The following is a 22364-nucleotide window of genomic DNA, read 5'->3' as shown; positions in this document are numbered from 1 at the left end:
TCCAAATTGGATGGCATTAATAAAATATATTAATTTATTTATTCTGGTAAACCATATGTTTCAAGAACATAGTCAAGATCTTTATCTCCACGACCACTAAGGTTAACAAGTATTGATTGCTTAGGCTTAGCTTTGGCTAATTTAATTGCATAAGCAATAGCATGAGCCGACTCAAGAGCTGGAATGATTCCTTCCAATCTACTTAGTTCGAAAAAGGCATCAATACACTCCTTATCATTAATATGATGATATTCTGCTCGCTCCAGATCTTTAAGCATTGAATGTTCGGGGCCAACACCTGGATAATCAAGACCACTGGCAACAGAATAGACGGGTGCAGGTTCTCCTTTCTCATCTTGCAGTGTATAGCACTTGAAGCCGTGAATAACACCTGGTTTGCCCAATGTTAGTGTTGCAGCATGTTGGCCTTCCTTATCAATACCATGACCAGCCGGCTCAACACCATGAAGTTTGATATCTGTATCGTCCAGGAAAGCAGAGAAAATACCCATGGCGTTACTACCACCACCAACACAAGCGACTACATTGTCAGGCTGCTCACCAGTCATCTCTTCAAACTGGTCACGAGCCTCAATACCTACAACACGTTGGAATTCACGAACCATCATCGGAAATGGATGAGGGCCTACAACAGAACCAATGCAATAGATTGTATTGATAGGATCTTTTAAATATGCCTGAAAGGCTGAATCTACAGCTTCTTTAAGTGTTTTTAGTCCATGACTAACAGGAATAACTGTCGCCCCAAGTATTTTCATTCGCATCACATTGGGATGCTCTTTAGCGATATCCACTTCACCCATATGAATTTCACATTCCAGGCCGAAATAGGCCGCAGCAGTAGCTAAAGCTACACCATGCTGGCCAGCTCCGGTTTCAGCGATAAGTTTCTTTTTGCCCATGTATTTAGCCAATAAAGCCTCACCCATACAGTGGTTTAATTTATGGGCTCCAGAGTGGTTTAGATCTTCTCGTTTAAGGTAAATACGTCCACCATACTTTTCTGATAAGCGATTACAGTAGTAAACAGGTGTTGGACGCCCCTGAAAGTGTTTACGGATACTTCTTAATTCGGAAATAAATTCATGGGATTTACTAATGGAGTAGTAAGCTTCATTAATTCGTTTCATTTCCTCTTCTAAAACTTCTGGAATAAAGCTTCCGCCGTAATCTCCAAAATATCCTTTTTCATCAGGATTTGTCTTGAAATAATTCGTTGACATGTTATTAATAATTTTGGTTCGTATTTGATAATTGCATTTTACAATGCAAGTGGTTATTCACAATATAAAAATAACCGGATTCGTAAAGATTTAGTCTCTAGAGTCCGGTTATCAGACGTTTTACTTCTTTTCATCTCCAGCCAGGAATGCTATTGGAAAAGATTATAGATTACTCGCACCCCGATAAGAAATTGCCAAAATAAAACGACAGAAACAAAGATAATAAAAATAGTTCATTTACCCCCTTGATACATGTTCTTGCATTCTAAATTGGGAATGAGTGAATAATTTACATTGCTATTGGACGAGGATATTTGTATTTTAGGTAGAATCAATTTAAATAATGGTTTGAATTAAAATAGGAGGTTGTGATGAAGGAAATTAAAGTGTCCCCTCGAGGCAGGGTAGTCTTTATTAGTGGGGCTAACAGAGGAATCGGAAGAGCTATTACCATTGAGTTACTTGAGAAGGGTGCTAAGAAAGTGTATGCCGGTGTTCGTGATTTAAAGTCTATGGATGACCTTAAACCCGAATATGGGAATCGTTTGGTACCTGTTTTTTTAGATTTACGAGATGATAAGTCAATAATTAAAACAACAAGGTTAACGAAGGATGTTGAAATATTAATTAATAATGCTGGCGTTTATGAAGCAGGAGGCTTTTGTTCTGATGAGACTCTAGATAGTATGGCAGTTAACTTTGAAGTTAATGTTTGGGGTCTGGTAAAGCTTACCGTTTCATTAATTGATCGTTTAAAACAAAGAGAATGTGCTGCAATTGTTAATATTTCATCTGTTTTGGGTTTAGCGAGTATGCCTATTGCGGGTGCGTATTCCGCTTCTAAAGCTGCTGTTCATAGTATTACGCAAGGTTTACGAGGTGAGTTACTGATGAATAATATTTTAGTAATGGGCGTTTATCCTGGTCCAATTGAGACAGAGATGACGAAAGATTTGGATATGGAGAAAGATTCACCTATTAATGTTGCTAAAGAGATTGTAAACGGATTGATAGAGGGAAAAGAATATGTGTTTCCAGATGTAATGTCAAAACAAGTTGGAGAATTATATCTTACAGAACCTGTAACTGTTGAGAAGCAATTTGCTCATTTTATATCCGAAGAAGAAAAAGTTTAAATTAGCTAAGTATAAGTGTTAAATATTGAGGCCCGAGAAGGCCTCTCTTTTTTTGTTTATTTGTCTTTAGATAGGATTGTAATTATTTGTGAAATGAGAATATTCTCATTATATTTGTTGAAAATATTTCCTTATGCCGAGAAAAATACGATTAAGAAAAGTAGTGGAGCCTCCAAGATTTAAAGGTTATAGGCCTTTTGGAGTAAATGCAGGTACGAAAAAATCAATTGACTTGTTTTACGAAGAGTACGAAGCATTGAAGTTAGCAGATTATGATTTACTAAATCATAAAGAGGCTGCGGAAATCATGGGTGTTTCTAGACCAACCTTCGCAAGGATTTATGAAACTGCTCGCCGTAAAATAGCAACAGCACTAGTTGAAACAAAAATAATTAAGACGGTTTTTGGAAATGCAATTATGGATAAGGATTGGTATGTGTGTAATAAATGTCATGCTCGATTTAATATTCCTAAAACCATTGAGAGTGATGCATGTCCAGCATGTAAATCAAATCTTATAGAATTAATTAACAAATAAAAATATGAAGACAATAATAACATCAACAGGAGATCAATTGAATTCGATTTTTGATTTGCGTTTTGGACGAGCTGGTTGGTTTTGTTTATTTGATGAAGAAACAAAAGAAGTTCAGTTTTTCGAAAATGAAAGTATAAATGCAGCTTCGGGAGCAGGAACCAAGGCTGTTGAAACAGTCGCAGATTTGGGTGTTCAGAAGGTGATTTCAGGTGATTTTGGACCTAAAGCAAAAGAATTACTCGAAAAATTCAACATTCAAATGGTAATCTTAAAAGATGATAACAATACAGTTCAAAATATCATCGATAATTTAAATTCTTAAAATTTCTCATGATGCCAAAACTTGATGGAACAGGACCTGATGGAACAGGATTCCAAAAAGGACGAAAACTTGGCAAATGCACCTCTAATGATATGCCAACGCTGCTAGAAAAATTAGGAGAAGGTCAAGGCCTAAAAAGAAAAAGTGGATGTGGTAAAGGTAGAGGGAAAAGATTAAAGAGCAATAAATCGGTTTAAAAGGAGGTAAAGATGCCCAGATTAGACAGAACAGGCCCAAAGGGAAAAGGTTCCCGATCAGGAAGAGGATTAGGGAAATGCAATTCTCAAGGAGAAAAACAAGATGCCCAGAATGATTCTGAAGAAAAAGTTACGGGAAGAGGTTTGGGAAGAGGTTTTGGAGCAAAAAGGGGTAAGGGACGCGGACAAGGATTAGGGCGCGATCAGTAAACAGACTTATCTTGAGTAGCCTAAGCACAAGTGTATAAGAATTTGTTTTTGTATGCGCTTGTGTTTTATAATTTTAAAAATTGAATTATTAATAAGAAGGAAATTTAAAATCAGAATTTTCAATTAAAATATTTCGTATGAAAATTGCAGTACCAGTAAAAGAAGGTGTATTAGATGCACATTTTGGACATTGTAGCCATTTTGCATTAATGGAAGTTGAGAATCAGTCAATTGTTGCGGAAGAATTAATTGCAGCACCACCACATGAACCAGGTAAATTACCTCCGTTTTTGGCGAATTTAGGTGTTACTGATGTACTTGCTGGTGGAATGGGTGGAAGAGCCATTCAGATTTTTAACAGCAACAACGTTAACGTATTTGTTGGTGCTCCAGCTTTGGAGGCAAAGCAATTGGTAGAAGGATTTTTGAATAAGAGTATCAGTTTTACTGCAAACTGTTGTGATCACTAGTATGAATACTGAATGTTTGGTTTGTCAAGCAAAAACGGTAAAACAGATTGTGGGGAAATTTAAACCTGAGCCAAGGCAGGCAAAGGAATTTTTCACAAAAGCAGATTATATTATCACCAATAGTAAATCCTTATCAGCACCTTATATTTCTTTGCTTTTGCATCGTTTAGCAAAAAAAACCTTTGCAACAGAAAACTTATATGCTGATGAAAAGAAAGAAGCAAACGAATTGCTCTATTCACAGTATGAAAATTGGCAAACGTTAGTAAATGAGGCCAAGAACCCATTGCATTTAGCTGCAAAATTATCCGTAATAGGAAATATTATTGACTATGGAGCACACTCTGTTCCTGATGATATTCTTGCTGAAATTGAAACGCTTCTAAAGAAAGAGTTTGCGATAGATGATCGATGCAAAATGTTCGATGCAATAAATAAGGCAAAAAGTGTTTTGTATATAGGCGATAATGCAGGAGAAATTGTATTCGATAAGTTATTTATTGAAACTTTAAAACATCCAAATTTAACATTTGTTGTTCGTGACGAACCTATTATTAATGATGTGACTCTTCAAGATGCTAATTCGATAGGATTACAGGATGTTTGTACGGTCATATCTAACGGACATGATGCTCCATCTACATTACTTGAGAATTGTTCTGAAAACCTACAATCCTTATTTGAGAGTGCTGATGTAGTGATTTCTAAAGGCCAAGGAAATTTTGAAGGTTTACTAAATGAGAAAAGAGTGAATCTATTCTTTCTTTTAATGACTAAATGTGATTTAATGGCTAATAAACTTGGTGTAAAAAAGAGAGACTTGGTTATTACTGAAAATAAGAGAGGAAACTATGGCTTATAAAGTTGCTATTGTTAGTGGCAAAGGAGGAACAGGTAAAACAACTGTTGCTGTTAATTTGTTTTCTGCAATTGACGAAAAATGGACAAAAAATGTTCAATTAGTAGATTGTGATGTAGAAGAGCCAAATGATTTACTATTTTTTAGAAATACGAATGTTGAAAGTCATGAGGTCGTTAATCAGCCTGTTCCTGAAATTAATACAGAGAAATGTACTTTTTGTAAAAAGTGTGAAGAGTACTGTGAATTTAATGCAATTTCAATAATTCCCTCGGTGAATTATGCTGTTGTTGATCCGAACTTGTGCCATTCGTGTGGCGCATGTCTTCATGCGTGTAAATTTGATGCAATTGCAGAAGTAGATCATACTATTGGAGAGATAACACATTATCGGACAGAGAATGGAGCTAGATTAGTTGAGGGAAGCTTGCGTATTGGCTCACCAATGCAAACACGAATTATAAAAGATTTAAAATCAAGTATTGGAGTAGAAGAGGGAATTGTCATTTTTGATGCGCCTCCAGGTACCAGTTGTCCTGTGGTTGAAACGGTTTCCGAAGCAGACTTTGTAATTCTTGTAACAGAACCAACACCTTTTGGCTTATATGATTTGCAATTAACCGTAGACCTGATGAAAGAAATGAAGAAACCTTTCGGGTTGGTTATTAACAAGGCCGGTTTAGGTGATTTAGAGGTTTACAAATATTTAAAAGAGGAGAATATAGAATTGCTTGCAGAGATTCCTTTTGATAAAGAATATGCAGTGCAATATGCAAAAGGGCAGTTGCTTACAAATATTCCACCGCTAATTGAACAAGAATATTTAAAATTGGCAATTTACTTGAAAAACAGAATGAAAAATGATTGAAATTACCATACTTAGCGGTAAAGGCGGAACAGGAAAAACGGGGTTAACTGCAGCTTTAGCTTCGGTTGCTTCCAATACAGTATTTGCTGATATTGATGTAGATGCTCCAGATCTTCATTTAATTTTAGAACCGAAAATCAAGGAGACTCATGTTTTTCAAGGTGCTCGAATTGCAAGTATTGATACCGAGATTTGCACCAATTGTGGGATATGTAAAGCCGAGTGTCGCTTTGGGGCAATTCATTATAAAACGCAAGGTGGATTAGAGATAAATCCATTTGAGTGCGAAGGTTGCAGACTTTGTGAAAGAATTTGTCCTGTTCAAGCGATCGATTCGGAGCACAGTATAAATAACCATTGGTTCGTTTCTGATACTCGCTTTGGTTCTCTTTTGCATGCGAAAATGGGTCCCGGTGAGGAGAATTCAGGTAAGCTGGTTTCGGTAGTTAGAAAAAAAGCCAAAGAAAAAGCTCGTAGTATAAATGCCGATTTTATATTGAATGATGGACCTCCAGGAGTTGGCTGCGCTGCAATTGCATCGGTTACTGGTGCCGATAAAATAATTTTAATTACGGAACCAAGTAAATCCGGTTTTCATGATGCAATTCGATTAATGGAACTGGTAAAAAGTTTTTCTGTTCCAATGTATGCGGTTATCAATAAGCATGATATTAACCCTGAAATAACAGGGCAAATGGAACGCTTCTTCACTATTCAAGGAGTTGAAGTAATTGGTAAAATACCTTTCAGCGAATGCATGGTAGAATCTATTGTAGCAAAGAAAACAATTGTTGAATTTGATCCTAAATCTAATATTTCAGAAACAATTCGAGAAATTTGGCACAATGTTACAGAGCCAGTAATTGAAGCAAAGAAATGATATCAGGCGAATATAAAATAAGACCACGTTACGACGAGGTTGATCAAATGGGATACGTGTATCACGGTAATTACGTGAGCTATTGTCATCAAGCGAGAACAGAATTACTGCGTAACTTTGGTGTTAATGATAAAGTTTTGGAAGATAATGGGATTATGATGCCCGTAATTGAGATGAACTTGAAATATTTAAAGCCTTCAGGCTACGATAATGAGCTAACGATTAGAACATGTATTAAAAAGTTACCTACTACTCGTTTTTATATTGAGTTTGTTTTTGAAAATGATAAAGGAGAAAAAGTGTGCAAAGCCGATTCAACTGTTGTATTTGTAGATAAGGATAGTCGAAAGCCTCAACGTACTCCAGAATTGATTTTAAATGCTTTACAAGCAGAGTTTGAAATGGTAAGCTAATTAATTTGAACTTTTACGATTAGATTTCAAATATGAAAAAAACCGGACGATTAGCTTTTGCTTACGTCCGGTTTTCCTTTTACTTTAAAAATGCTTTTGCTGATTGAAGAGCATCATCAAAATTATCGAAAATGTCTTTTTGTGATATGAAATCGGCAATTTCGCTACGATTAATTTCTTGCAAAACTTCTTTGTTCACTCCAGATAAAATCACCTTTGTCTTTCTTTTTTCCATGCTTTTAATGATTTCGGTGAAGTTGTGAATTCCAGTTCCATCGATAAATGGTACGTGTCGCATTCGAATGATCAGTACAGCAGTTGAACCTTTAAGATTTCGCAATGTTTCCTGGTAACGTTTTGCGGCAGCAAAAAAGAACGGTCCACTAATTTCATATATTTCAATCTCCTTTGGAAGTTGATTGTAATTCTGAATTTCATCGGATTCGAATTCTGGTTGAAATACACCATTAATTTTCGACATACGATACATGAAAATTAAGGCAGCCAAAACAATTCCCATTTCAATGGCTACAGTTAAATCTACCAATACCGTTAGAAAGAAAGTAGTAAGCAATACAATGATATCAAATCTTGATCCTTTAAGTATTGAACGGAAAGATCGCCACTCACTCATGTTGTAGGATACTACAATTAAGATACCCGCAAGACAAGACATTGGAATTAATTTTGCCCACTGTCCGAAGATCAACATGATTAGAAGTAAAGTTAACGCGTGAATGATACCTGCAATTGGTGTTCTTCCGCCATTTTTTACATTGGTAGCTGTTCTTGCAATGGCGCCTGTTGCAGGAATACCGCCGAATATTGGTGAAAATAGATTTGCAACTCCTTGAGCTATTAATTCGGTGTTCGAACGATGATTTCCACCAATCATACCATCGGCAACAACAGCAGATAATAAAGATTCAATTGCACCTAAAATAGCAATGGTAATGGCAGGTTGAATATAATTAGGTATTTGAGACCAATCGAGGTTAGGCATATCAAAGCTAATTGAATTAGGAATGCTTCCATAAACCGATTCAATCGTATCTACAGGCATATCAAATGCTTGCACCAAGGCTGTCATTGCGAGTATAGCAATAAATGAACCAGGTATTTTAGGAATAATTTTACCAGCGAATAAGGTAAGTAAAATTGTACCTGCGCTAATCGCAATAGAATACAGGTTAATACTCGATAAATTTGAAAAATAGCAAACCCATTTAGCAATAAACTCTGAAGGGATTTCGTCTATTTGCAAGCCAAATGCAGCTTTCATTTGAGTAGAGAAAATCACTAAAGCAATACCCGAAGTGAAGCCAACAATTAAGGGGTGTGGGATAAATTTTAAAACAGCACCTAATCGTAAAAGACCAAATAGGATGAGAATAATTCCGGCTAAAAAGGTCGAAATCATTAAACCATCTACTCCATATTGGCTAACAATACCGTAAACGATAACAATGAAAGCACCAGTTGGACCTCCAATTTGAACGCGGCTACCTCCCAAAAGGGAAATTATAAATCCAGCTACAATTGCTGTTATTAATCCTTTTTCTGGCGAAACACCCGAAGCAACGGCAAAAGCAATAGCTAATGGCAGTGCCACAATACCTACAATTATTCCTGCAAATAAATCTTTTTGAAAAGATTGAGCATTATAACCCTTGAGAACAGAGAATAATTTAGGTCTAAAAATAGACTTCATTTCTTAAGTTTTGTTTGATTGAGCCTGCAAAAGTAATGCATATTGGCTCTCGTTATCCTCAATACTTGCTATATTTTTAAAAAAGTGAAAAATTTATCAAAATGAAATATAAGATGATTGAAATATGTATTGTTTACTAGTTGATTTCTTTTGTCATATTTGCTCTAAGTGAATTGTACTGCTTAAATTAATTGTATTTTTGTTCGATTTTTCGAAACAAAAGATTGGTTAAAAACTAGAAAATGCAAATTCCAGAGAAATACAAATTTATAGTGCAGTTGGGCAAAGCTCTACATACCTACGGTGTGCCTTCTTATAAATCTCAAATTTATTTAACTGAGATTGCAGAGAAGAAAGGGATTAAAGGCAGTTTTATGGATACACCCACCTGGATAAACTACGTATTTTACGAGGAGGATGAGCAAACCTATAATTATGTAGAGTGTGTGCACCCAGGCGATTTAAATTTAGGTGCACTTTCTCGAATTGTGGAAATAACCAACGGTGTAATATCAAATGCGATTAGTTTTGAACAAGCTAAGGTTGAAATTGAAAGATTGAAGACAGCACCTTTGAGTTATGGTAAAATATTGGAATCACTTGCTTTCATTTTATCGGCAGGTGCTTTTAGTATGATATTAGATACCAGTTGGGCTTCTGCTATAACTGCATCTTTTATAGGTGCGATTATTTATGGGATTACAATTTTAGCTCAAAAATCGGGATATATTCGTAGTGCATTAGAGTCGCTAGTTGCTTTTGTAGCAACGGTAATTACAGGTTTGTTGTCTTTGCATTTTGAGCAAATCAATATTTCCATGACCATTTTGGCCTCAATCATTGTATTTATTCCAGGTTTATCGATTACAACAGCTTTGGAAGAAATTACTTCAAGGAGTTTGGTGTCAGGAACGGCAAAGTTGTTTGATGCGCTGGTGTCTCTTTTTAAGCAATTTTTTGGAGTTGTATTGGGCTTAGCTATTTTGCCTTTGTTTATAGATTTACAGCCGAATCATGTGGTAAATGATGTTCCTGAATGGCTTGACTATATTGCAATTATTACCTTGGCACTGAGTCTTGGAATTGTATTTAAGGTTCGATCAAGAGATATAATATATTGTGTAATTGCTGGATTTGTAAGTTTTTATACGACTACATTATTTGACTTTGCTGGTATATTGGTGAGTATTTTTATTGGAACAATAGTGGCTGTAAGTATCAGTAAGTTATTTAGTAAAATTACACGTTCGCCTCAATTGGTATTTTTAGTTCCTGGAATCATAATGCTTGTTCCGGGTAGCAAAGCATTTATAGGTTTAAGCAGTGTTTTTCTTGGTGCTGGAGGAGTACAGAGCAACATGGGAACTCAAGTGCTATATATATTTATGGGAATAATTGGTGGGTTAATTTTCTCAGGAAGTTTTATCGATAGTCATAATAAGAGGCCATCTACTAAAATTGTTAGTCAGAAATAAGGATATATAAATTCAAAAAAAAGGGACGTAAATCATCATTTACGTCCCTTTTCATTTTTACCCTAATTGTTCAAGATGTTTAAACAAGTTATCAGCTCTAGCAAGTCCCATTTTCTTTCTTAAACGATAACGCAACGTGTGAACACTTTCATTCGATATACCCATTAATTTGGAAATGTCTTTGCTCGAAAAATTCAATCGAACCAAAGCACACAATCTTAGATCTCCTGCGGTAAGCTTTGGGTAAGTACTGTTAATCTTCTTAAAAAAAGCTTGATTTACAGATACAAAACGAGCTTCGAATTGCTTCCAGTTTTGTGCATTGCTAAGCGAAATTGATTTAAATAGTTTGTTTACTTCAGATTCAGTTGGAGGAACAGGATTATTTGTTAAACTGGTCTTCAATTGTTTTAATAGCTCATCTTTTTCAATAAGTTGAAGAGCAGATATGGCTAATTCTTTATTTTTGAGTTCAAGCAATTCTCTATTCTTTCTATTTTCTAACTCCCGTTTTTCTCTCGCTATTTTTTGTTGTGTTTGATGTCTGCTTTTTAAATATCGAACGTAAAATATTACCACAATAAGGATGAAAATGATCGTACCAATCAGCAATAGTTTTTGTAAAAACCAAATGCGATCCTCTTGTTCTAATTGAGCCAAACGTTGTTCTTGTATTAATTCATTTTGAGCTTCTTTAACCTTTCTAAATTCATCATTTATTTCAAATAAGGCTTTGTTGTTTTCACTTCTGCTGTCAAATAATTGTTCATTTAAGCGCTTGGCTTCCAGTAAATATTGGTGCGCATTTTTATAATTCCCTATGTTTATATAAAGCTCCGATAAATGCTCATACACTCTTGGGATGTAATTCATGTGACTTTTATAATTCTTACTTATTTCTATAGATCTTTTATAGTAGCGTTCACTCTTATCGTATTGTCTTGTTTTTTTGTAGGCATCCCCTATAAATGAATAAAGCATTACCAGATAATCTGGTTGATTTTTTATAAACCATGGCTCAATGGAATGCATGCTTTCAAGAGCTTGAGTGTCATGATTTTGATTTAAGTGATAGTAGCTTTCTTCTGCTTGTAAGAACGGTTTATCTTGCTTAGAATCTCTTCCTGAGTAATGAATCATGAAGCAGCTATCTAGGTAAGCTTTTGATTTTAAAGGTTCATTCGTTTCTCTATAAAGTGTTGTAAGACCATAATAATTAGGGATTAGATTTTTTTTAGCTAATTCATTTTTTGCAATTAGTTGTTTCTTTATTTTTAAGGAAATTTGAAAATATTCAATTGCTTCTTCTTTTCTTTTGAAGGAGATGTATAGCCAAGCTAGGTCTTCTAAGGATCTAGCGGTAGTTTTTATGTCGTTCAATTCATCAGCTAATAAAAGAGCATCCCAAAATTGCTGATAAGCTAAGGAATAGGATGCATGATTTGCATAAATGTTACCAAGCTTCGAAATGGTGTTTATTGCTTTTAAGGTATCACCATTAGCCATTTGTTTGGCGTATTGATTTTTTAATTCATACACTGTTTCTTCTGAGTATTTTTTGCTATACCGATTGTCTAAATTTAGAAAAACATCATCTGATTGTTTCGGATTCTGAATAGTAGTTACTGAGTCTTTTTGGCCGAAAAGGATGAATGGTTGAAGTAGAAACAGAAGGATGATTAGTCTATATGTCATTTCGAGTTGTTGTTAAGTCAGTGTAGTAGTGTATTGTCCATTTTTAAAGGTATAAATTTAAATGTAAAACTTTATTTGTTCAGTATTAAAAGCTTTTAAAATGGGCATTGTTCAGTTTTTGTCCATGTAATTTTTGTGGTGTTGCACATCTATTGATGCATCTTCGGGTAATCGTAATATGAAATTAAGTAAAAGTATTCCCCGTATGATTAATAAATTAATTCTAGGATTGTCAGTTCTCATTTTGTGCGCATGCCAATCAGTCCAGAAAATAGACCGAGAATCGGATTTTAATTTTGGATGGAAATTTTCCTTAGAGAAAGTCAATGATGCCTATTTCTTAAACACAGATGATGCATCATGGCGTACCGTAGATTTACCGCACGATTGGAGTATTGAATTCCCTTTTGATTCAATTAATGGAGAAGGTTGTACTGGGTATCTTCCAGGAGGATTAGGATGGTATCGAAAGCATTTTTCGATAGATGCCAAAACGAACGAATCAACCTATATTTTATTTGATGGCATCTATAATAACTCTGAAATATGGCTTAATGGGAATAAATTAGGCAATCACCCTAATGGTTATACCCCTTTTTATTTCAATTTAACTCCCTATTTGAACGAGTCTGGAAAAGACAATGTAATTGCTGTAAAGGTTGATCATACAAGATATGCGGATAGTCGATGGTATAGCGGATCGGGAATTTATAGGAATGTAAAGTTAATTACGGTCAACAAGCTACACATTCCAATTTGGGGAACTTTTGTAAGGACTCCTAAGGTATCTAAAGATGAAGCGACAGTTTCTATTGATGTAAAAGTATCAAATGAGTATGATGAGATGCAATCTTGCATAGTTAGTACTGCGTTTTTTAACCCTGCAGGAGTTAAAGTTGGCGAAGCTGTTTCAAATGTATTGAAACTAAAGAAAGGAGAAACGACTTTAATGCAATCTGTTTCAATTGAAAAACCTGAATTGTGGAGTATTGATTCTCCTAATTTATATCAAGCCGTAACAAAAATTGTACAGTTAGATCAAACAATAGATTCCTATAAAACGACTTTTGGTATTCGCTCGATCCGTTTTGATAAGAAAGAAGGTTTCTTTTTGAATGGTGTAAATATGAAAATTAAAGGCGTATGTCAGCATCACGATGGTGGTTTGGTTGGCGCCGCAGTTCCTAAAGGTGTTTGGAGACGTCGTTTAGAGATCTTGAAAGATGGAGGATGTAATGCCTTACGTATTTCGCACAATCCAGCATCCGAAGAGTTGCTAGAGTTATGTGATGAAATGGGATTTTTGGTTCAAGATGAATTTTTCGATGAGTGGGACTATCCAAAAGACAAACGCTTAAACATGAATGAGCGTCATGATGATTACATTACTCGTGGATATACAGAGCATTTTCAAGAATGGGCTGAATTTGATTTAAAGAATACCATCTTGGCTCATCGCAACCATCCATCTGTTTTTCAGTGGAGTATTGGTAACGAAATTGAATGGACTTACCCTCGAAATAAAATAGCTACAGGATTTTTTAATAATATGGATTGGCAAGGTGGATATTTCTGGTCTCAACCTCCTTTTTCAACAGAAAAAATACGTTCAGTATACAATAGTCTTTCTGCAAAAGATCATAACATTGGCGCAACAGCTCAAAAATTAGCTTCATTGACAAAAGAGTTGGATACGAGCCGCCCAGTAATTGCAAATTGTATCCTTCCATCGGCAAGTTTTGAAACAGGTTATGCCGATGCCTTGGATATTGTTGGCTTTAGTTACCGTCGTGTAATGTATGATTATGCAAGAAAGAACTATCCAGATAAAATTGTAATGGGAACTGAAAATTTAGGACAATGGCACGAGTGGAAGGCCATTCAGGAACGTCCTTCTGTTTCTGGTACTTTTCTTTGGACTGGAACGGATTATTTAGGGGAATCGAACGGACAATGGCCACGCAAAGCTACCGAAAGTGGATTGCTCGATTTGGCTGGTTTCGAAAAACCTAACTTCCATATGTACAAAACACTTTGGCAAGATGATGCTCATATCTATATCAGTTCTAACACACTTAAAAAATCTGAATACAAACTGCTAAATAAGAAGATTGTCGAGAAAAAAACAGGGAAATGGCAAAAACGTACTTGGGTGTGGTATCCTGTAGAAGAACACTGGAATTATAAGAAAGGACAAGATGTAATTGTTGAAGTAATTTCAAATTGCCCAAAGGTTGAGTTATTCCTAAATGGAAAATCTTTAGGTTCTAAAAATCTGATAGATTTTGAAGATCGTATTTACAAATGGTTTGTTCCTTTTCAAGAAGGAAAATTAGTAGCAAAAGGTGTTACAGATGGCAAAGATACCTCTAGTCAAATTGCGACATCATCTGCGCCGGTAAGCATTAAACTAACTGTTGATAAAACAAGGTTAACTGCGGATGGATACGAAGTAGCTCATATTTTTGCTCAGCTTTTCGATAAGGATAATAATCCTGTGATTGCTGAGAATGCAAAAATTACTTTTGAGATAGAAGGAGATGTTAAATTGTTGGGCGTTGATAATGGTTCTGCTAGAAATACAGAAGATTATCAATCGAACAGTGTTACAAGTCACAAAGGCCGTTGCATGATGATTGTTCAGTCAACAACCAAAACAGGCTCTGCTGAAATTTCAGCTTCATCAGAAGATATTAAGAGTAATACCATTCAACTTTCAATTAAATAATTAGATCGCTATGAAAAAATATTTTCTATTTCTTGCAGGTATTGTAATTGCCTTGTCGGGATGTAATGATTCAAAACAAAGTGCTCGTCATGATGATTCTGATAGGGCTGTTTATTCTTCGGAGGATGCGTTTCCTTTTAAACTTCCGAAAGAGAAGCCAAAACGAGCCTTAAGTGCCGCAATGGAGCGTAACTACGATGCGTATATGGCACCAATCCCTCAGGGCAATGAACTTTATACACAATTCAAATATACCGAGCTAAAAGGTTTTGATTACAACAATCACAATGGTACTATTTCTCGTCGAGATCCTTCTAAGGTAATTTTTGCCAATGGAAAGTATTACGTTTGGTATACGTATCGTAATACGCCAACGCCGCCTCAAGGAGCAGCGAAGTGTAATGATACCATTCCATCGAGCGATTGGGATTTGTGTGAAATTTGGTATGCAACTAGTGAAGATGGTTTTACTTGGGAAGAGCAAGGTGTTGCTGTACCTCGTCCACCGAAACCTCATGTAGGATGGAGATCGGTTTCAACAACAGATATTTTGGAATGGAAAGGCAAATATTACTTGTATTATCAAGGTTTTATGCAAGCTAGTGGCAAACGTGGTGACGATTGCCCAGTTGCAGTTTCTTACGCAAATTCGCCTGATGGGCCATGGACTCCTTACAATAAAATTGTGATTCCAAACGGAGCAGCAGGAGCGTGGGATCAGTATTCTATTCACGATCCATATCCATTGGTGTACAAAGGGAAAATCTATTTGTATTACAAGTCGGATGCGAATGGAAAGCCAAATTTGATTCGTATGCAAGGTTTAGCAACGGCAGATAATCCATTGGGACCATTTACAAAATGTTCGCTAAATCCGGTAATTAACTCAGGACACGAAACCACACTCTTTCCATTTAAAGAGGGGATTGCAGCTTTGGTAATTCGTGATGGTAACGAGCACAATACCATTCAGTATGCCAAAGATGGAGTAAATTTTAACATTGCTTCAATCGTTTCGTTGATGCCTAATGCTGGAGGTCCATTTATTCCAGATGCTTTTACCGACACAAAAGATGGAAGAGGAATTACTTGGGGAATTTCACATTTAACAACGGTTACAACATGGAAAGAAAACCATGCGGTATTATTGCGTTTTGATTGTGATTTGAGCCAGGATGTGCATGAGGAGGGAATGAAGCAAAATCATATTTATTATAAACCTGAACATTATTACAAGCATGGCTTGAATGGACATCAAAAAGCACGTATTCTTGAGGAAAACAAGGCACTTCAGGAGGCAAAAAAATAAGCCTCTGAATCTTATTTTAGGCTAATGAAAAGGTCACTGCAATTCAATTTGTAGTGGCCTTTCTCTGTGTAACACTGTGGTAAATGTTTTATTGTATCGTGCAATTATTTTTCTTTTTGTCTTTTTGAGATCCTTTGTTTGCCTTTGTGGTTAAATATTTTTTCTCGGTGTAACTCTGTGGTAAATGTTTTTAATGAATCTTGCAATTCATTTACTTCGTGAGATCCTTCGTTTACCTTGGTGTTTAAAATTTTTCTCTGTGTTCCTCGGTGCCTCTGTGGTAGATGTTTTATTGTATTGTGGAATTAATTTCCTTTGTGTTCTTTGTGAGATCCTTTGTTTGCCTTTGTGGTTAAAATTTTTCTCTGTGTTCCTCGGTGCCTCTGTGGTAAATGTTTTATTGTATTGTGGAATTAATTTCCTTTGTGTTCTTTGTGATATCCTTCGTTTACCTTGGTGTTTAAAATTTTTCTCTGTGTTCCTCTGTGCCTCTGTGGTAAATGTTTTATTGTATTGTGGAATTAATTTCCTTTGTGTTCTTTGTGATATCCTTCGTTTACCTTTGTGGTTAAATGTTTTTCTCTGTGTTCCTCTGTGCCTCTGTGGTAAATGTTTTATTGTATCGTGGAATTAATTTCCTTTGTGTTCTTTGTGATATCCTTCGTTTACCTTTGTGGTTAAATGTTTTTCTCTGTGTTCCTCATTCCAAATTAATGTAGATCTAGAAATTAAAAGGCCACTGCAATTCAATTTCGCAGTGGCCTTTCATTTTCTAAATTAAATTACTTCATATCTGGAAACTTGTAGTAGATTTTATTCACCATTTTCCATCCGTTATCGAATTTGTAAAGGGAGATGTAATCAACGTAAGTTAGTTTTTTGCCTACATAGAATTGGATTTTTGCAACCGCAGCGGTTCCTGTAATATCAATAGATTCAAATTTTACACTTACCAATTTATCTCCAGTTCTAGGAAATTTACCATCGGCCTTTTTCTTTGCTGTTTGTTCTTTCCATTTGTCAATAGGAAGCTTCCACATGTTGTTATTTTCACCAATTCCCAGTAGGTTGAAGTCTGGGTGAATTCCAGAATCAATTTTATCCATATCGCCTTCATTCTGTAATCCATCTACATAAGCTGTTTGAATTACTTTCTTGATAGCCTCTTTGTCTTGGCTTACATCTTGTGCAAAAGCATGCGTGCACATCGCAATTACTGCAAATACAAGAATTAATCGTTTCATTTTTTCGCTTTTTAAAGGATGAAAATGTATAATTGGTATGTGGTTTAATAGCAGAATTAAATATAAGCCAAAAGATTCAACTTTGCCAATCGAATATAAAAAGGCAGATTAGTTTCTTATCTTGCTACGAGCTTTATGAAGAAGCTAGGATTCTTCCTTATTATAAGATCTAATTGAAATAAAACACGCATGAAGAATGTACTAATAACTGGAGCTAGTGGAATGATAGGGGATTTAATTCTGCAATACTGTTTAGATTCTCAGGAAATCAGTAAAGTGACCAGTTTAGTGAGAAAAAAGAGGAGTGAACAACATGATAAACTGAATGAACTTGTAATTACTGATTTTTTAGATTATTCAAATCATGAAAATGCGTTTGAAAATATCGATGTGGTTTATTTTTGCATTGGCGTGTACACAGGAGCAGTTCCCGATGAGCAATTTAAAGAGATTACGGTAGATTTTACCATCGCTTTTACTAAGATGTTGAAAAAGCATAGTCCCAAAGCTAATTTGATTTTTTTAAGTGGAGCAGGAGCCGATCGAAAAGAAAAAAGTCGTATATCTTTTGCGAAGTACAAGGGAATGGCTGAAAACTATCTGTTCGCTAACTTAGATAACATTTCTACTTTTCGGCCAGGATACATTTATCCGGTAAGCAAGCGATACGAACCTAATTTTAGTTATCGCCTGTACCGAACACTTTATCCATTGATTAAATTAATGGGACCATCGGCCAGTATAAAGTCAACAGACTTGGCAAAAGCCATGTTTAGAGTTGGCATAAAAGGTTCGGGACACAATACGGTCGAAAATAGAGATGCGTTTTCGTATCTGAAATAAAAAAAAAGAAAAGCATAGAAGCAAAAAAGGCAGTTCCCTAAGGAACTGCCTTTGCTATTTATAATTAAGGACAATTATTTTTCAAGCTTTTCAATTTCGATAGCCAATTGGTCAACCAATTCATCAAGTTGTTTGATTACCGCTAGAATAGCTTCTGGTTTTGACAAGTCAACACCAGCTTTTTTCAATTGCTCCATTGGGAAATCGTTTCCACCAGATTGCAATAAAGTTGTGTAGCGCTTAAGAGCCGCTTTTCTATCTTTCTTTTTACCTTCAGTTACATCCTTGTACAATTTAGCCGATGATGCATAGCAAGTTGCATACTGGTAAACGTAGAAAGGTGAATTGTAGAAGTGGGGAATACGAGTCCAAGGGTAGTTTGAATATTTCGTTTTCTCTGAAACATCACCATAGTACTTCTGTGCAATATCACCCCAAATCTTTGCGAAGATATCTGCATTAACCGGCTGATTTTTCTCAATCATTGTGTGAGCTTGATATTCGAAATCAGCAAACATCGTTTGAGCATAGAAAGTTCCAATGATTCCTTGAATAGCTTGATTCAATAAAGCAATACGCTCCTTAGGATCTTTAGTATTCTCCATCATATGATCTAACAGTAAACGCTCGTTGAAAGTAGAAGCTACTTCAGCAACAAAAATGGTATAACCATGCGTTGCGAAAGGCTGAGTTTCGTTAGATAGAGTTGTGTGCATGGTATGACCAAGCTCGTGAGCTAAAGTAAATACATACTCTAAAGTCTCATCGTAGTTTAATAACATGTATGGGTGAACGCCGTATACTCCGGCAGAAAAAGCACCACCGCGCTTACCCGGGTTCTCATACACGTCTAACCATCCTGAAGCTGTTGCTTTAGCTAGTTTAGCTTGATATTCTTTTCCTAAAGGAAGAACAGATTCTGTTACGATCTCAACAGCCTCTTCATATGGGTATGTTTTGTGGAAATCAACTAAGCTCATTGAACCATCGAAACCATAATACTTCTCAAGACCTAAAATCTTTTTACGAAGTTTTGTGTATTTCTGCACAGGAGCCGTATTTTCTCTAACTGTATTGATAAGATTCAAATAAACATCCTTAGGAATGTTATTCCCTTCAAGAGATGCATCTAAATTTGACTCATAATTTGCTGCACGAGCATTAGCCCATTTCGATTGAATGATACCTTCGTAAATAGCAGCATAAGTGTTTTTATTCTTGTAATAAACATCATATAAGGCTTCGTAAGCTTTCTTACGATCTTCCTGATTCAAGTTAGTACTCGTGATATGTGAATACATGCCTGGAGTTACTTTTACCTTCTTACCATCTGACAATTCAATCTCCTGGAATTCGATATCTGTTGTAGACAAGGCTTTAAATACGCTACCAGCTGTACCCGATGACTGAGAAAAGAAAGAAACCAATCGTCCCATTTTTTCATCTAATACATGCTTCTGCATACGATACATGTCTAACAATTCAAACTTGTAAACATTTAAGTCTTTGTTTTCAGCCAACCATTCTTTCATGGTAGCTTCAGGTATCGCAATCATTTCTGGTGCAATCCATGCTGTTGTAGGTCCAAAACTGGCAAACAAAAGTCCAACTTGTTGCAATTTAGCTTGCAATTCCATATTACGAGAGTCTACAGTCGATTGGAAAGAAACAAATTGATAAACCTTATAGGCTTTCTTCATTAAACTCTCTTGGGTTTTCATTAGCTTCAATAAATCGTTTGAGCTATTTCCAAGAGTTCCCTTGTAAGAGATGATCTCTTCCATGTCAGTTTTTATAGCTCCGAAATCAGCTTCCCAAGCATCCCATGTTTTATAAATATCAGAAAAGTTCCATTTGTATTTCTCTGGAATTTCTTCACGGGTTTTGTAATTCACCTGTGCATTAGCTTGTGCTAGCATCGAAACGGCCACAACTGCTAATAAAAAGATTCTTTTTACCTGTGTTAAGTTCATTTTTCCTTAATTTATTTAGTGTATGTTATCTATGCAAATTATAGATAGCACAAATATATAAGGATTGATATGATGAAAAATCTTTTTTCGATGTACGGCTAAATCTTCGGGATGTAAGCGGTTGGATATAGGCTAGCGAAGTTTATCTTCCCTAGCTACTGCATGATTTTATCCTGTGGCTTAGCTTATAAAATGCAAAGCGATACAAGTAAGTTCCAGCAGAAGCATTCAGTTAACTTCTTACAATTTTGTTGTAGCAGTCGTTTTTTGATAAGGAATGATTGCTTTGCCAAATTTCTCTTCCTAAATTTTCTCTGTATTTACCCCAATAAGAATACAACTTGTAAATCGATTCCCATGCGATTTCTTTGTCCTTCGAACAGATTAGCATTTGCTGCATATATTTATTGTTGACTGCCAGATAAAAACGATATGCTAAAACAGGATCAATACTTTCAATTTTGACAATTTTCCTTTCTATTAAAGAATAAAATGGATCAAAATAGGTAAGATAATTAGCCATGTCGATGATATCATCTTGAGAAAAAGGATTCTCCTTTTGTCCTTCAACTTTTGATTCTTCTAAAAGCTTATATATTCTAGACATCGATTCATTCATCATGAAATCATTATTAATCCGTAAGATAAAATCGGCTTCGTTTAAATCTCTCTCGCGTTTAAACTGAAAAAATAAGGCAACCAAACCACCAGCAGCAGTTAAATTGGCTATTGTGTGTATATACGGACTCACTATGTTTTTTAACGGTTCGGTATTCGATAGGATAGCAAGTAGAAAAATACCTAGGATAATTAATAATGATTTTTTCATGTTCTTGGGGTTTTAGATTAATATTCTAATCAATTTCAAATGCCTATTATTGGTATGTTCTTTCTTAATTTCGTTTTAAGTAAGCTTTTGAAATACCGCGTTTATTTATTCAATATTAATTCTGTTTTTAATTGCTTCTAATGATAATCCTTTTGTCTCAATCAAATGCCTCCGTGTTATTACCAGACTTATTGTGAGTGTTGTTAGTATTATTAAGGAGGATATTGCCACATTGTAATTTGAATCTAATATTAGCGTCTTGTTTAAAATATTGTTAATCGTATCGGGTACCCACCAAATGATCGAAAACAAAAGCATCCCGCGACCTCTAATCTGAGATGGTAAATATTCTAGGATGATTATAAAACCGGTAGAGAGAATTGTAAAGGAGAATAAAAAAGAATATAAATAAAGAAAGCCAAAAATAAGTAAGGGTTCAGCTGTAATTAGCGAAACAACAAGATTAGTTGCAGAACAAATAATTAGAGCAATTATTCCAAATTTTAGAAGCCCTCTTCTACCAAAAATGTCGATAAAGATGAAACCGAAAATTGTTCCTGCAATTCCTGTGAAAGTTGGAAGCAAACCTAGTAAATCATTTTGTTGCTCAAAAATAATCTGACTAGAAACGTAAAAATAAAGATTCCAATTAGCGAATGTAGTTAGTGTGGCAACAAGTACCATTATCAAGATCAAGACCCTCTGTTTTGGCTTAAATAAGTATTTAAGAGAATACAAGTTATTTTTAGGCACACTCGAATTATTGGGTAAATATCGAATTATAAAAAATAAGAATAAAGGAAGAATAATAAATGGAATTTGAAGACTGGCATAAGAGAAATCGGCCAATATTTCATAAAAATAAGAGTTGAAAATTTGAAAAGAAACAAATCCAATCGTTGATGCGCCCAAGAAAAAGAATAAGAATTTCCCCCTGTGTTTTGGATCGGCAATATCTGTAATAAACACCTTACAGCTAATTAGCAAGAAACCCGATGAAAAGCCTAAGACAAACCTTTGAGATAGAAGAAAACCATAAGAATCAAGAAATTGTAGGAGTAAGCTCGATGCGGAAAGTAGTGCAAGAATGATCGTTACGAACTTCCTTACATTCCATTTGTCAACAGCAAAAGCACCAACGAGTAAGCCTATCGAAGCAGGCAGGCTAAAACAAAAGTTAAAAATGTCAACATAGTAGCTAGGATGCTGCTGATTTGCTAATAAATGCTCATAATGAGTAGATAACTGAGAATCATAGCCCATTAATATGGGGATAATGCTTAAAATGAGTAAAACGAAAACACTCTTCTTTAATGACATATTCTATAAGTTTAATTATTTGCACAAGCTGTCTTACTTATTTTTTCGACTTCCGACAACTGTCACTTACCTATCAAGACCTATGTAGGTAACCTTTTTC

21 protein-coding genes are annotated in these 22364 nt (G+C 35.4%); 14 read left to right on the top strand and 7 right to left on the bottom strand.

Going from position 1 to position 22364, the window contains the following annotated elements; genetic code table 11:
- Nucleotides 1-38: 38 nt before the first annotated feature.
- Nucleotides 39-1244, bottom strand: a complete 1206-nt coding sequence (gene trpB / locus L3049_RS02365) for a tryptophan synthase subunit beta (RefSeq protein ID WP_275108175.1) — start codon at nt 1242-1244, stop codon at nt 39-41.
- Nucleotides 1245-1615: 371 nt separating this feature from the next.
- On the opposite strand from trpB, the gene L3049_RS02360 reads away from it, so the two are divergent.
- The 10 genes from L3049_RS02360 to L3049_RS02315 all read left to right on the top strand — a co-directional run bounded on the left by L3049_RS02360 (nt 1616) and on the right by L3049_RS02315 (nt 7137).
- Nucleotides 1616-2380, top strand: coding sequence for an SDR family NAD(P)-dependent oxidoreductase (locus L3049_RS02360; RefSeq protein WP_275108174.1), 765 nt, complete (start codon nt 1616-1618; stop codon nt 2378-2380).
- Nucleotides 2381-2513: 133 nt separating this feature from the next.
- Complete coding sequence (locus tag L3049_RS02355; RefSeq protein WP_275108173.1) at nt 2514-2918, top strand: DUF134 domain-containing protein; 405 nt, start codon at nt 2514-2516, stop codon at nt 2916-2918.
- 4 nt (nt 2919-2922) lie between these two features.
- Entirely contained in the window at nt 2923-3240 is a 318-nt protein-coding gene (locus tag L3049_RS02350) for a NifB/NifX family molybdenum-iron cluster-binding protein (RefSeq protein ID WP_275108172.1), read from the top strand.
- 11 nt (nt 3241-3251) lie between these two features.
- Nucleotides 3252-3437: a DUF5320 domain-containing protein gene (locus L3049_RS02345; RefSeq protein WP_275108171.1), complete on the top strand. Its 186-nt coding sequence runs from the start codon at nt 3252-3254 to the stop codon at nt 3435-3437.
- Between the two features lie 12 nt (nt 3438-3449).
- Nucleotides 3450-3647, top strand: a complete 198-nt coding sequence (locus tag L3049_RS02340) for a DUF5320 domain-containing protein (protein ID WP_275108170.1) — start codon at nt 3450-3452, stop codon at nt 3645-3647.
- A 137-nt stretch (nt 3648-3784) separates the two neighbouring features.
- Nucleotides 3785-4117, top strand: a complete 333-nt coding sequence (locus L3049_RS02335; RefSeq protein WP_275108169.1) for a NifB/NifX family molybdenum-iron cluster-binding protein — start codon at nt 3785-3787, stop codon at nt 4115-4117.
- A 1-nt stretch (nt 4118) separates the two neighbouring features.
- Nucleotides 4119-4979, top strand: a complete 861-nt coding sequence (locus tag L3049_RS02330) for a damage-control phosphatase ARMT1 family protein (protein ID WP_342753424.1) — start codon at nt 4119-4121, stop codon at nt 4977-4979.
- The gene (locus tag L3049_RS02325) at nt 4969-5844 is read left to right on the top strand and encodes an ATP-binding protein (RefSeq protein WP_275108167.1); all 876 of its coding nucleotides are present in this window, start codon (nt 4969-4971) and stop codon (nt 5842-5844) included. Before L3049_RS02330 ends, L3049_RS02325 begins: the two co-directional genes overlap by 11 nt.
- Nucleotides 5837-6724: a P-loop NTPase gene (locus L3049_RS02320; RefSeq protein WP_275108166.1), complete on the top strand. Its 888-nt coding sequence runs from the start codon at nt 5837-5839 to the stop codon at nt 6722-6724. Before L3049_RS02325 ends, L3049_RS02320 begins: the two co-directional genes overlap by 8 nt.
- Complete coding sequence (locus L3049_RS02315; RefSeq protein WP_275108165.1) at nt 6721-7137, top strand: acyl-CoA thioesterase; 417 nt, start codon at nt 6721-6723, stop codon at nt 7135-7137. The genes L3049_RS02320 and L3049_RS02315 overlap by 4 nt, the downstream gene beginning before the upstream one ends.
- A 79-nt stretch (nt 7138-7216) precedes the next feature.
- Here L3049_RS02315 and L3049_RS02310 read toward each other — a convergent pair whose 3' ends face one another.
- Nucleotides 7217-8848 carry a SulP family inorganic anion transporter gene (locus L3049_RS02310; protein WP_275108164.1) on the bottom strand — a complete coding sequence of 544 codons (1632 nt, stop codon included), beginning with the start codon at nt 8846-8848 and terminating at the stop codon, nt 7217-7219.
- 242 nt (nt 8849-9090) lie between these two features.
- On the opposite strand from L3049_RS02310, the gene L3049_RS02305 reads away from it, so the two are divergent.
- Entirely contained in the window at nt 9091-10323 is a 1233-nt protein-coding gene (locus L3049_RS02305) for a threonine/serine exporter family protein (RefSeq protein WP_275108163.1), read from the top strand.
- Nucleotides 10324-10380: 57 nt separating this feature from the next.
- On the opposite strand, the gene L3049_RS02300 is transcribed toward L3049_RS02305, so the two are convergent.
- Nucleotides 10381-12018, bottom strand: coding sequence for a tetratricopeptide repeat protein (locus tag L3049_RS02300; RefSeq protein WP_275108162.1), 1638 nt, complete (start codon nt 12016-12018; stop codon nt 10381-10383).
- A 205-nt stretch (nt 12019-12223) separates the two neighbouring features.
- On the opposite strand from L3049_RS02300, the gene L3049_RS02295 reads away from it, so the two are divergent.
- Nucleotides 12224-14746 carry a glycoside hydrolase family 2 TIM barrel-domain containing protein gene (locus L3049_RS02295; protein ID WP_275108161.1) on the top strand — a complete coding sequence of 841 codons (2523 nt, stop codon included), beginning with the start codon at nt 12224-12226 and terminating at the stop codon, nt 14744-14746.
- 10 nt (nt 14747-14756) lie between these two features.
- Complete coding sequence (locus tag L3049_RS02290) at nt 14757-16055, top strand: glycoside hydrolase family 117 protein (RefSeq protein WP_275108160.1); 1299 nt, start codon at nt 14757-14759, stop codon at nt 16053-16055.
- A 782-nt stretch (nt 16056-16837) separates the two neighbouring features.
- Here L3049_RS02290 and L3049_RS02285 read toward each other — a convergent pair.
- Entirely contained in the window at nt 16838-17299 is a 462-nt protein-coding gene (locus L3049_RS02285; RefSeq protein WP_275108159.1) for a nuclear transport factor 2 family protein, read from the bottom strand.
- A 189-nt stretch (nt 17300-17488) separates the two neighbouring features.
- Here L3049_RS02285 and L3049_RS02280 point away from each other — a divergent pair, with 189 nt between their 5' ends.
- Nucleotides 17489-18142, top strand: a complete 654-nt coding sequence (locus tag L3049_RS02280) for an NAD-dependent epimerase/dehydratase family protein (protein ID WP_275108158.1) — start codon at nt 17489-17491, stop codon at nt 18140-18142.
- A 74-nt stretch (nt 18143-18216) separates the two neighbouring features.
- Here L3049_RS02280 and pepF read toward each other — a convergent pair whose 3' ends face one another.
- The 3 genes from pepF to L3049_RS02265 form a co-directional block, all read right to left on the bottom strand.
- The gene (gene pepF, locus L3049_RS02275; RefSeq protein WP_275108157.1) at nt 18217-20115 is read right to left on the bottom strand and encodes an oligoendopeptidase F; all 1899 of its coding nucleotides are present in this window, start codon (nt 20113-20115) and stop codon (nt 18217-18219) included.
- Between the two features lie 232 nt (nt 20116-20347).
- Entirely contained in the window at nt 20348-20944 is a 597-nt protein-coding gene (locus L3049_RS02270; protein ID WP_275108156.1) for a hypothetical protein, read from the bottom strand.
- A 105-nt stretch (nt 20945-21049) separates the two neighbouring features.
- Nucleotides 21050-22264 (bottom strand): MFS transporter, encoded by a 1215-nt coding sequence (locus L3049_RS02265; RefSeq protein ID WP_275108155.1) that lies wholly within the window; start codon nt 22262-22264, stop codon nt 21050-21052.
- Nucleotides 22265-22364: the final 100 nt, after the last annotated feature.

The sequence above is a fragment of the Labilibaculum sp. DW002 genome (assembly GCF_029029525.1).
GTDB classification, from domain to species: Bacteria; Bacteroidota; Bacteroidia; order Bacteroidales; family Marinifilaceae; genus Paralabilibaculum; species Paralabilibaculum antarcticum.
The sequence above is the reverse complement of the archived record's forward strand: the minus strand, read 5'-3'. Positions and strand labels throughout refer to the sequence as shown.

Bases quoted from the DNA above. Each gene is read 5' to 3' on its own strand.
- L3049_RS02345 (WP_275108171.1), top strand. From the start codon at position 3,252: ATGCCAAAACTTGATGGAACAGGACCTGATGGAACAGGATTCCAAAAA.
- L3049_RS02360 (WP_275108174.1), top strand. From the start codon at position 1,616: ATGAAGGAAATTAAAGTGTCCCCTCGAGGCAGGGTAGTCTTTATTAGT.
- L3049_RS02320 (WP_275108166.1), top strand. From the start codon at position 5,837: ATGATTGAAATTACCATACTTAGCGGTAAAGGCGGAACAGGAAAAACG.
- L3049_RS02350 (WP_275108172.1), top strand. From the start codon at position 2,923: ATGAAGACAATAATAACATCAACAGGAGATCAATTGAATTCGATTTTT.
- L3049_RS02330 (WP_342753424.1), top strand. From the start codon at position 4,119: ATGAATACTGAATGTTTGGTTTGTCAAGCAAAAACGGTAAAACAGATT.
- L3049_RS02285 (WP_275108159.1), bottom strand. From the start codon at position 17,299: ATGAAACGATTAATTCTTGTATTTGCAGTAATTGCGATGTGCACGCAT.
- L3049_RS02325 (WP_275108167.1), top strand. From the start codon at position 4,969: ATGGCTTATAAAGTTGCTATTGTTAGTGGCAAAGGAGGAACAGGTAAA.
- L3049_RS02295 (WP_275108161.1), top strand. From the start codon at position 12,224: ATGATTAATAAATTAATTCTAGGATTGTCAGTTCTCATTTTGTGCGCA.
- L3049_RS02310 (WP_275108164.1), bottom strand. From the start codon at position 8,848: ATGAAGTCTATTTTTAGACCTAAATTATTCTCTGTTCTCAAGGGTTAT.
- L3049_RS02335 (WP_275108169.1), top strand. From the start codon at position 3,785: ATGAAAATTGCAGTACCAGTAAAAGAAGGTGTATTAGATGCACATTTT.
- L3049_RS02265 (WP_275108155.1), bottom strand. From the start codon at position 22,264: ATGTCATTAAAGAAGAGTGTTTTCGTTTTACTCATTTTAAGCATTATC.
- L3049_RS02300 (WP_275108162.1), bottom strand. From the start codon at position 12,018: ATGACATATAGACTAATCATCCTTCTGTTTCTACTTCAACCATTCATC.
- pepF (WP_275108157.1), bottom strand. From the start codon at position 20,115: ATGAACTTAACACAGGTAAAAAGAATCTTTTTATTAGCAGTTGTGGCC.
- L3049_RS02305 (WP_275108163.1), top strand. From the start codon at position 9,091: ATGCAAATTCCAGAGAAATACAAATTTATAGTGCAGTTGGGCAAAGCT.
- L3049_RS02340 (WP_275108170.1), top strand. From the start codon at position 3,450: ATGCCCAGATTAGACAGAACAGGCCCAAAGGGAAAAGGTTCCCGATCA.
- trpB (WP_275108175.1), bottom strand. From the start codon at position 1,244: ATGTCAACGAATTATTTCAAGACAAATCCTGATGAAAAAGGATATTTT.
- L3049_RS02315 (WP_275108165.1), top strand. From the start codon at position 6,721: ATGATATCAGGCGAATATAAAATAAGACCACGTTACGACGAGGTTGAT.
- L3049_RS02280 (WP_275108158.1), top strand. From the start codon at position 17,489: ATGAAGAATGTACTAATAACTGGAGCTAGTGGAATGATAGGGGATTTA.
- L3049_RS02270 (WP_275108156.1), bottom strand. From the start codon at position 20,944: ATGAAAAAATCATTATTAATTATCCTAGGTATTTTTCTACTTGCTATC.
- L3049_RS02290 (WP_275108160.1), top strand. From the start codon at position 14,757: ATGAAAAAATATTTTCTATTTCTTGCAGGTATTGTAATTGCCTTGTCG.
- L3049_RS02355 (WP_275108173.1), top strand. From the start codon at position 2,514: ATGCCGAGAAAAATACGATTAAGAAAAGTAGTGGAGCCTCCAAGATTT.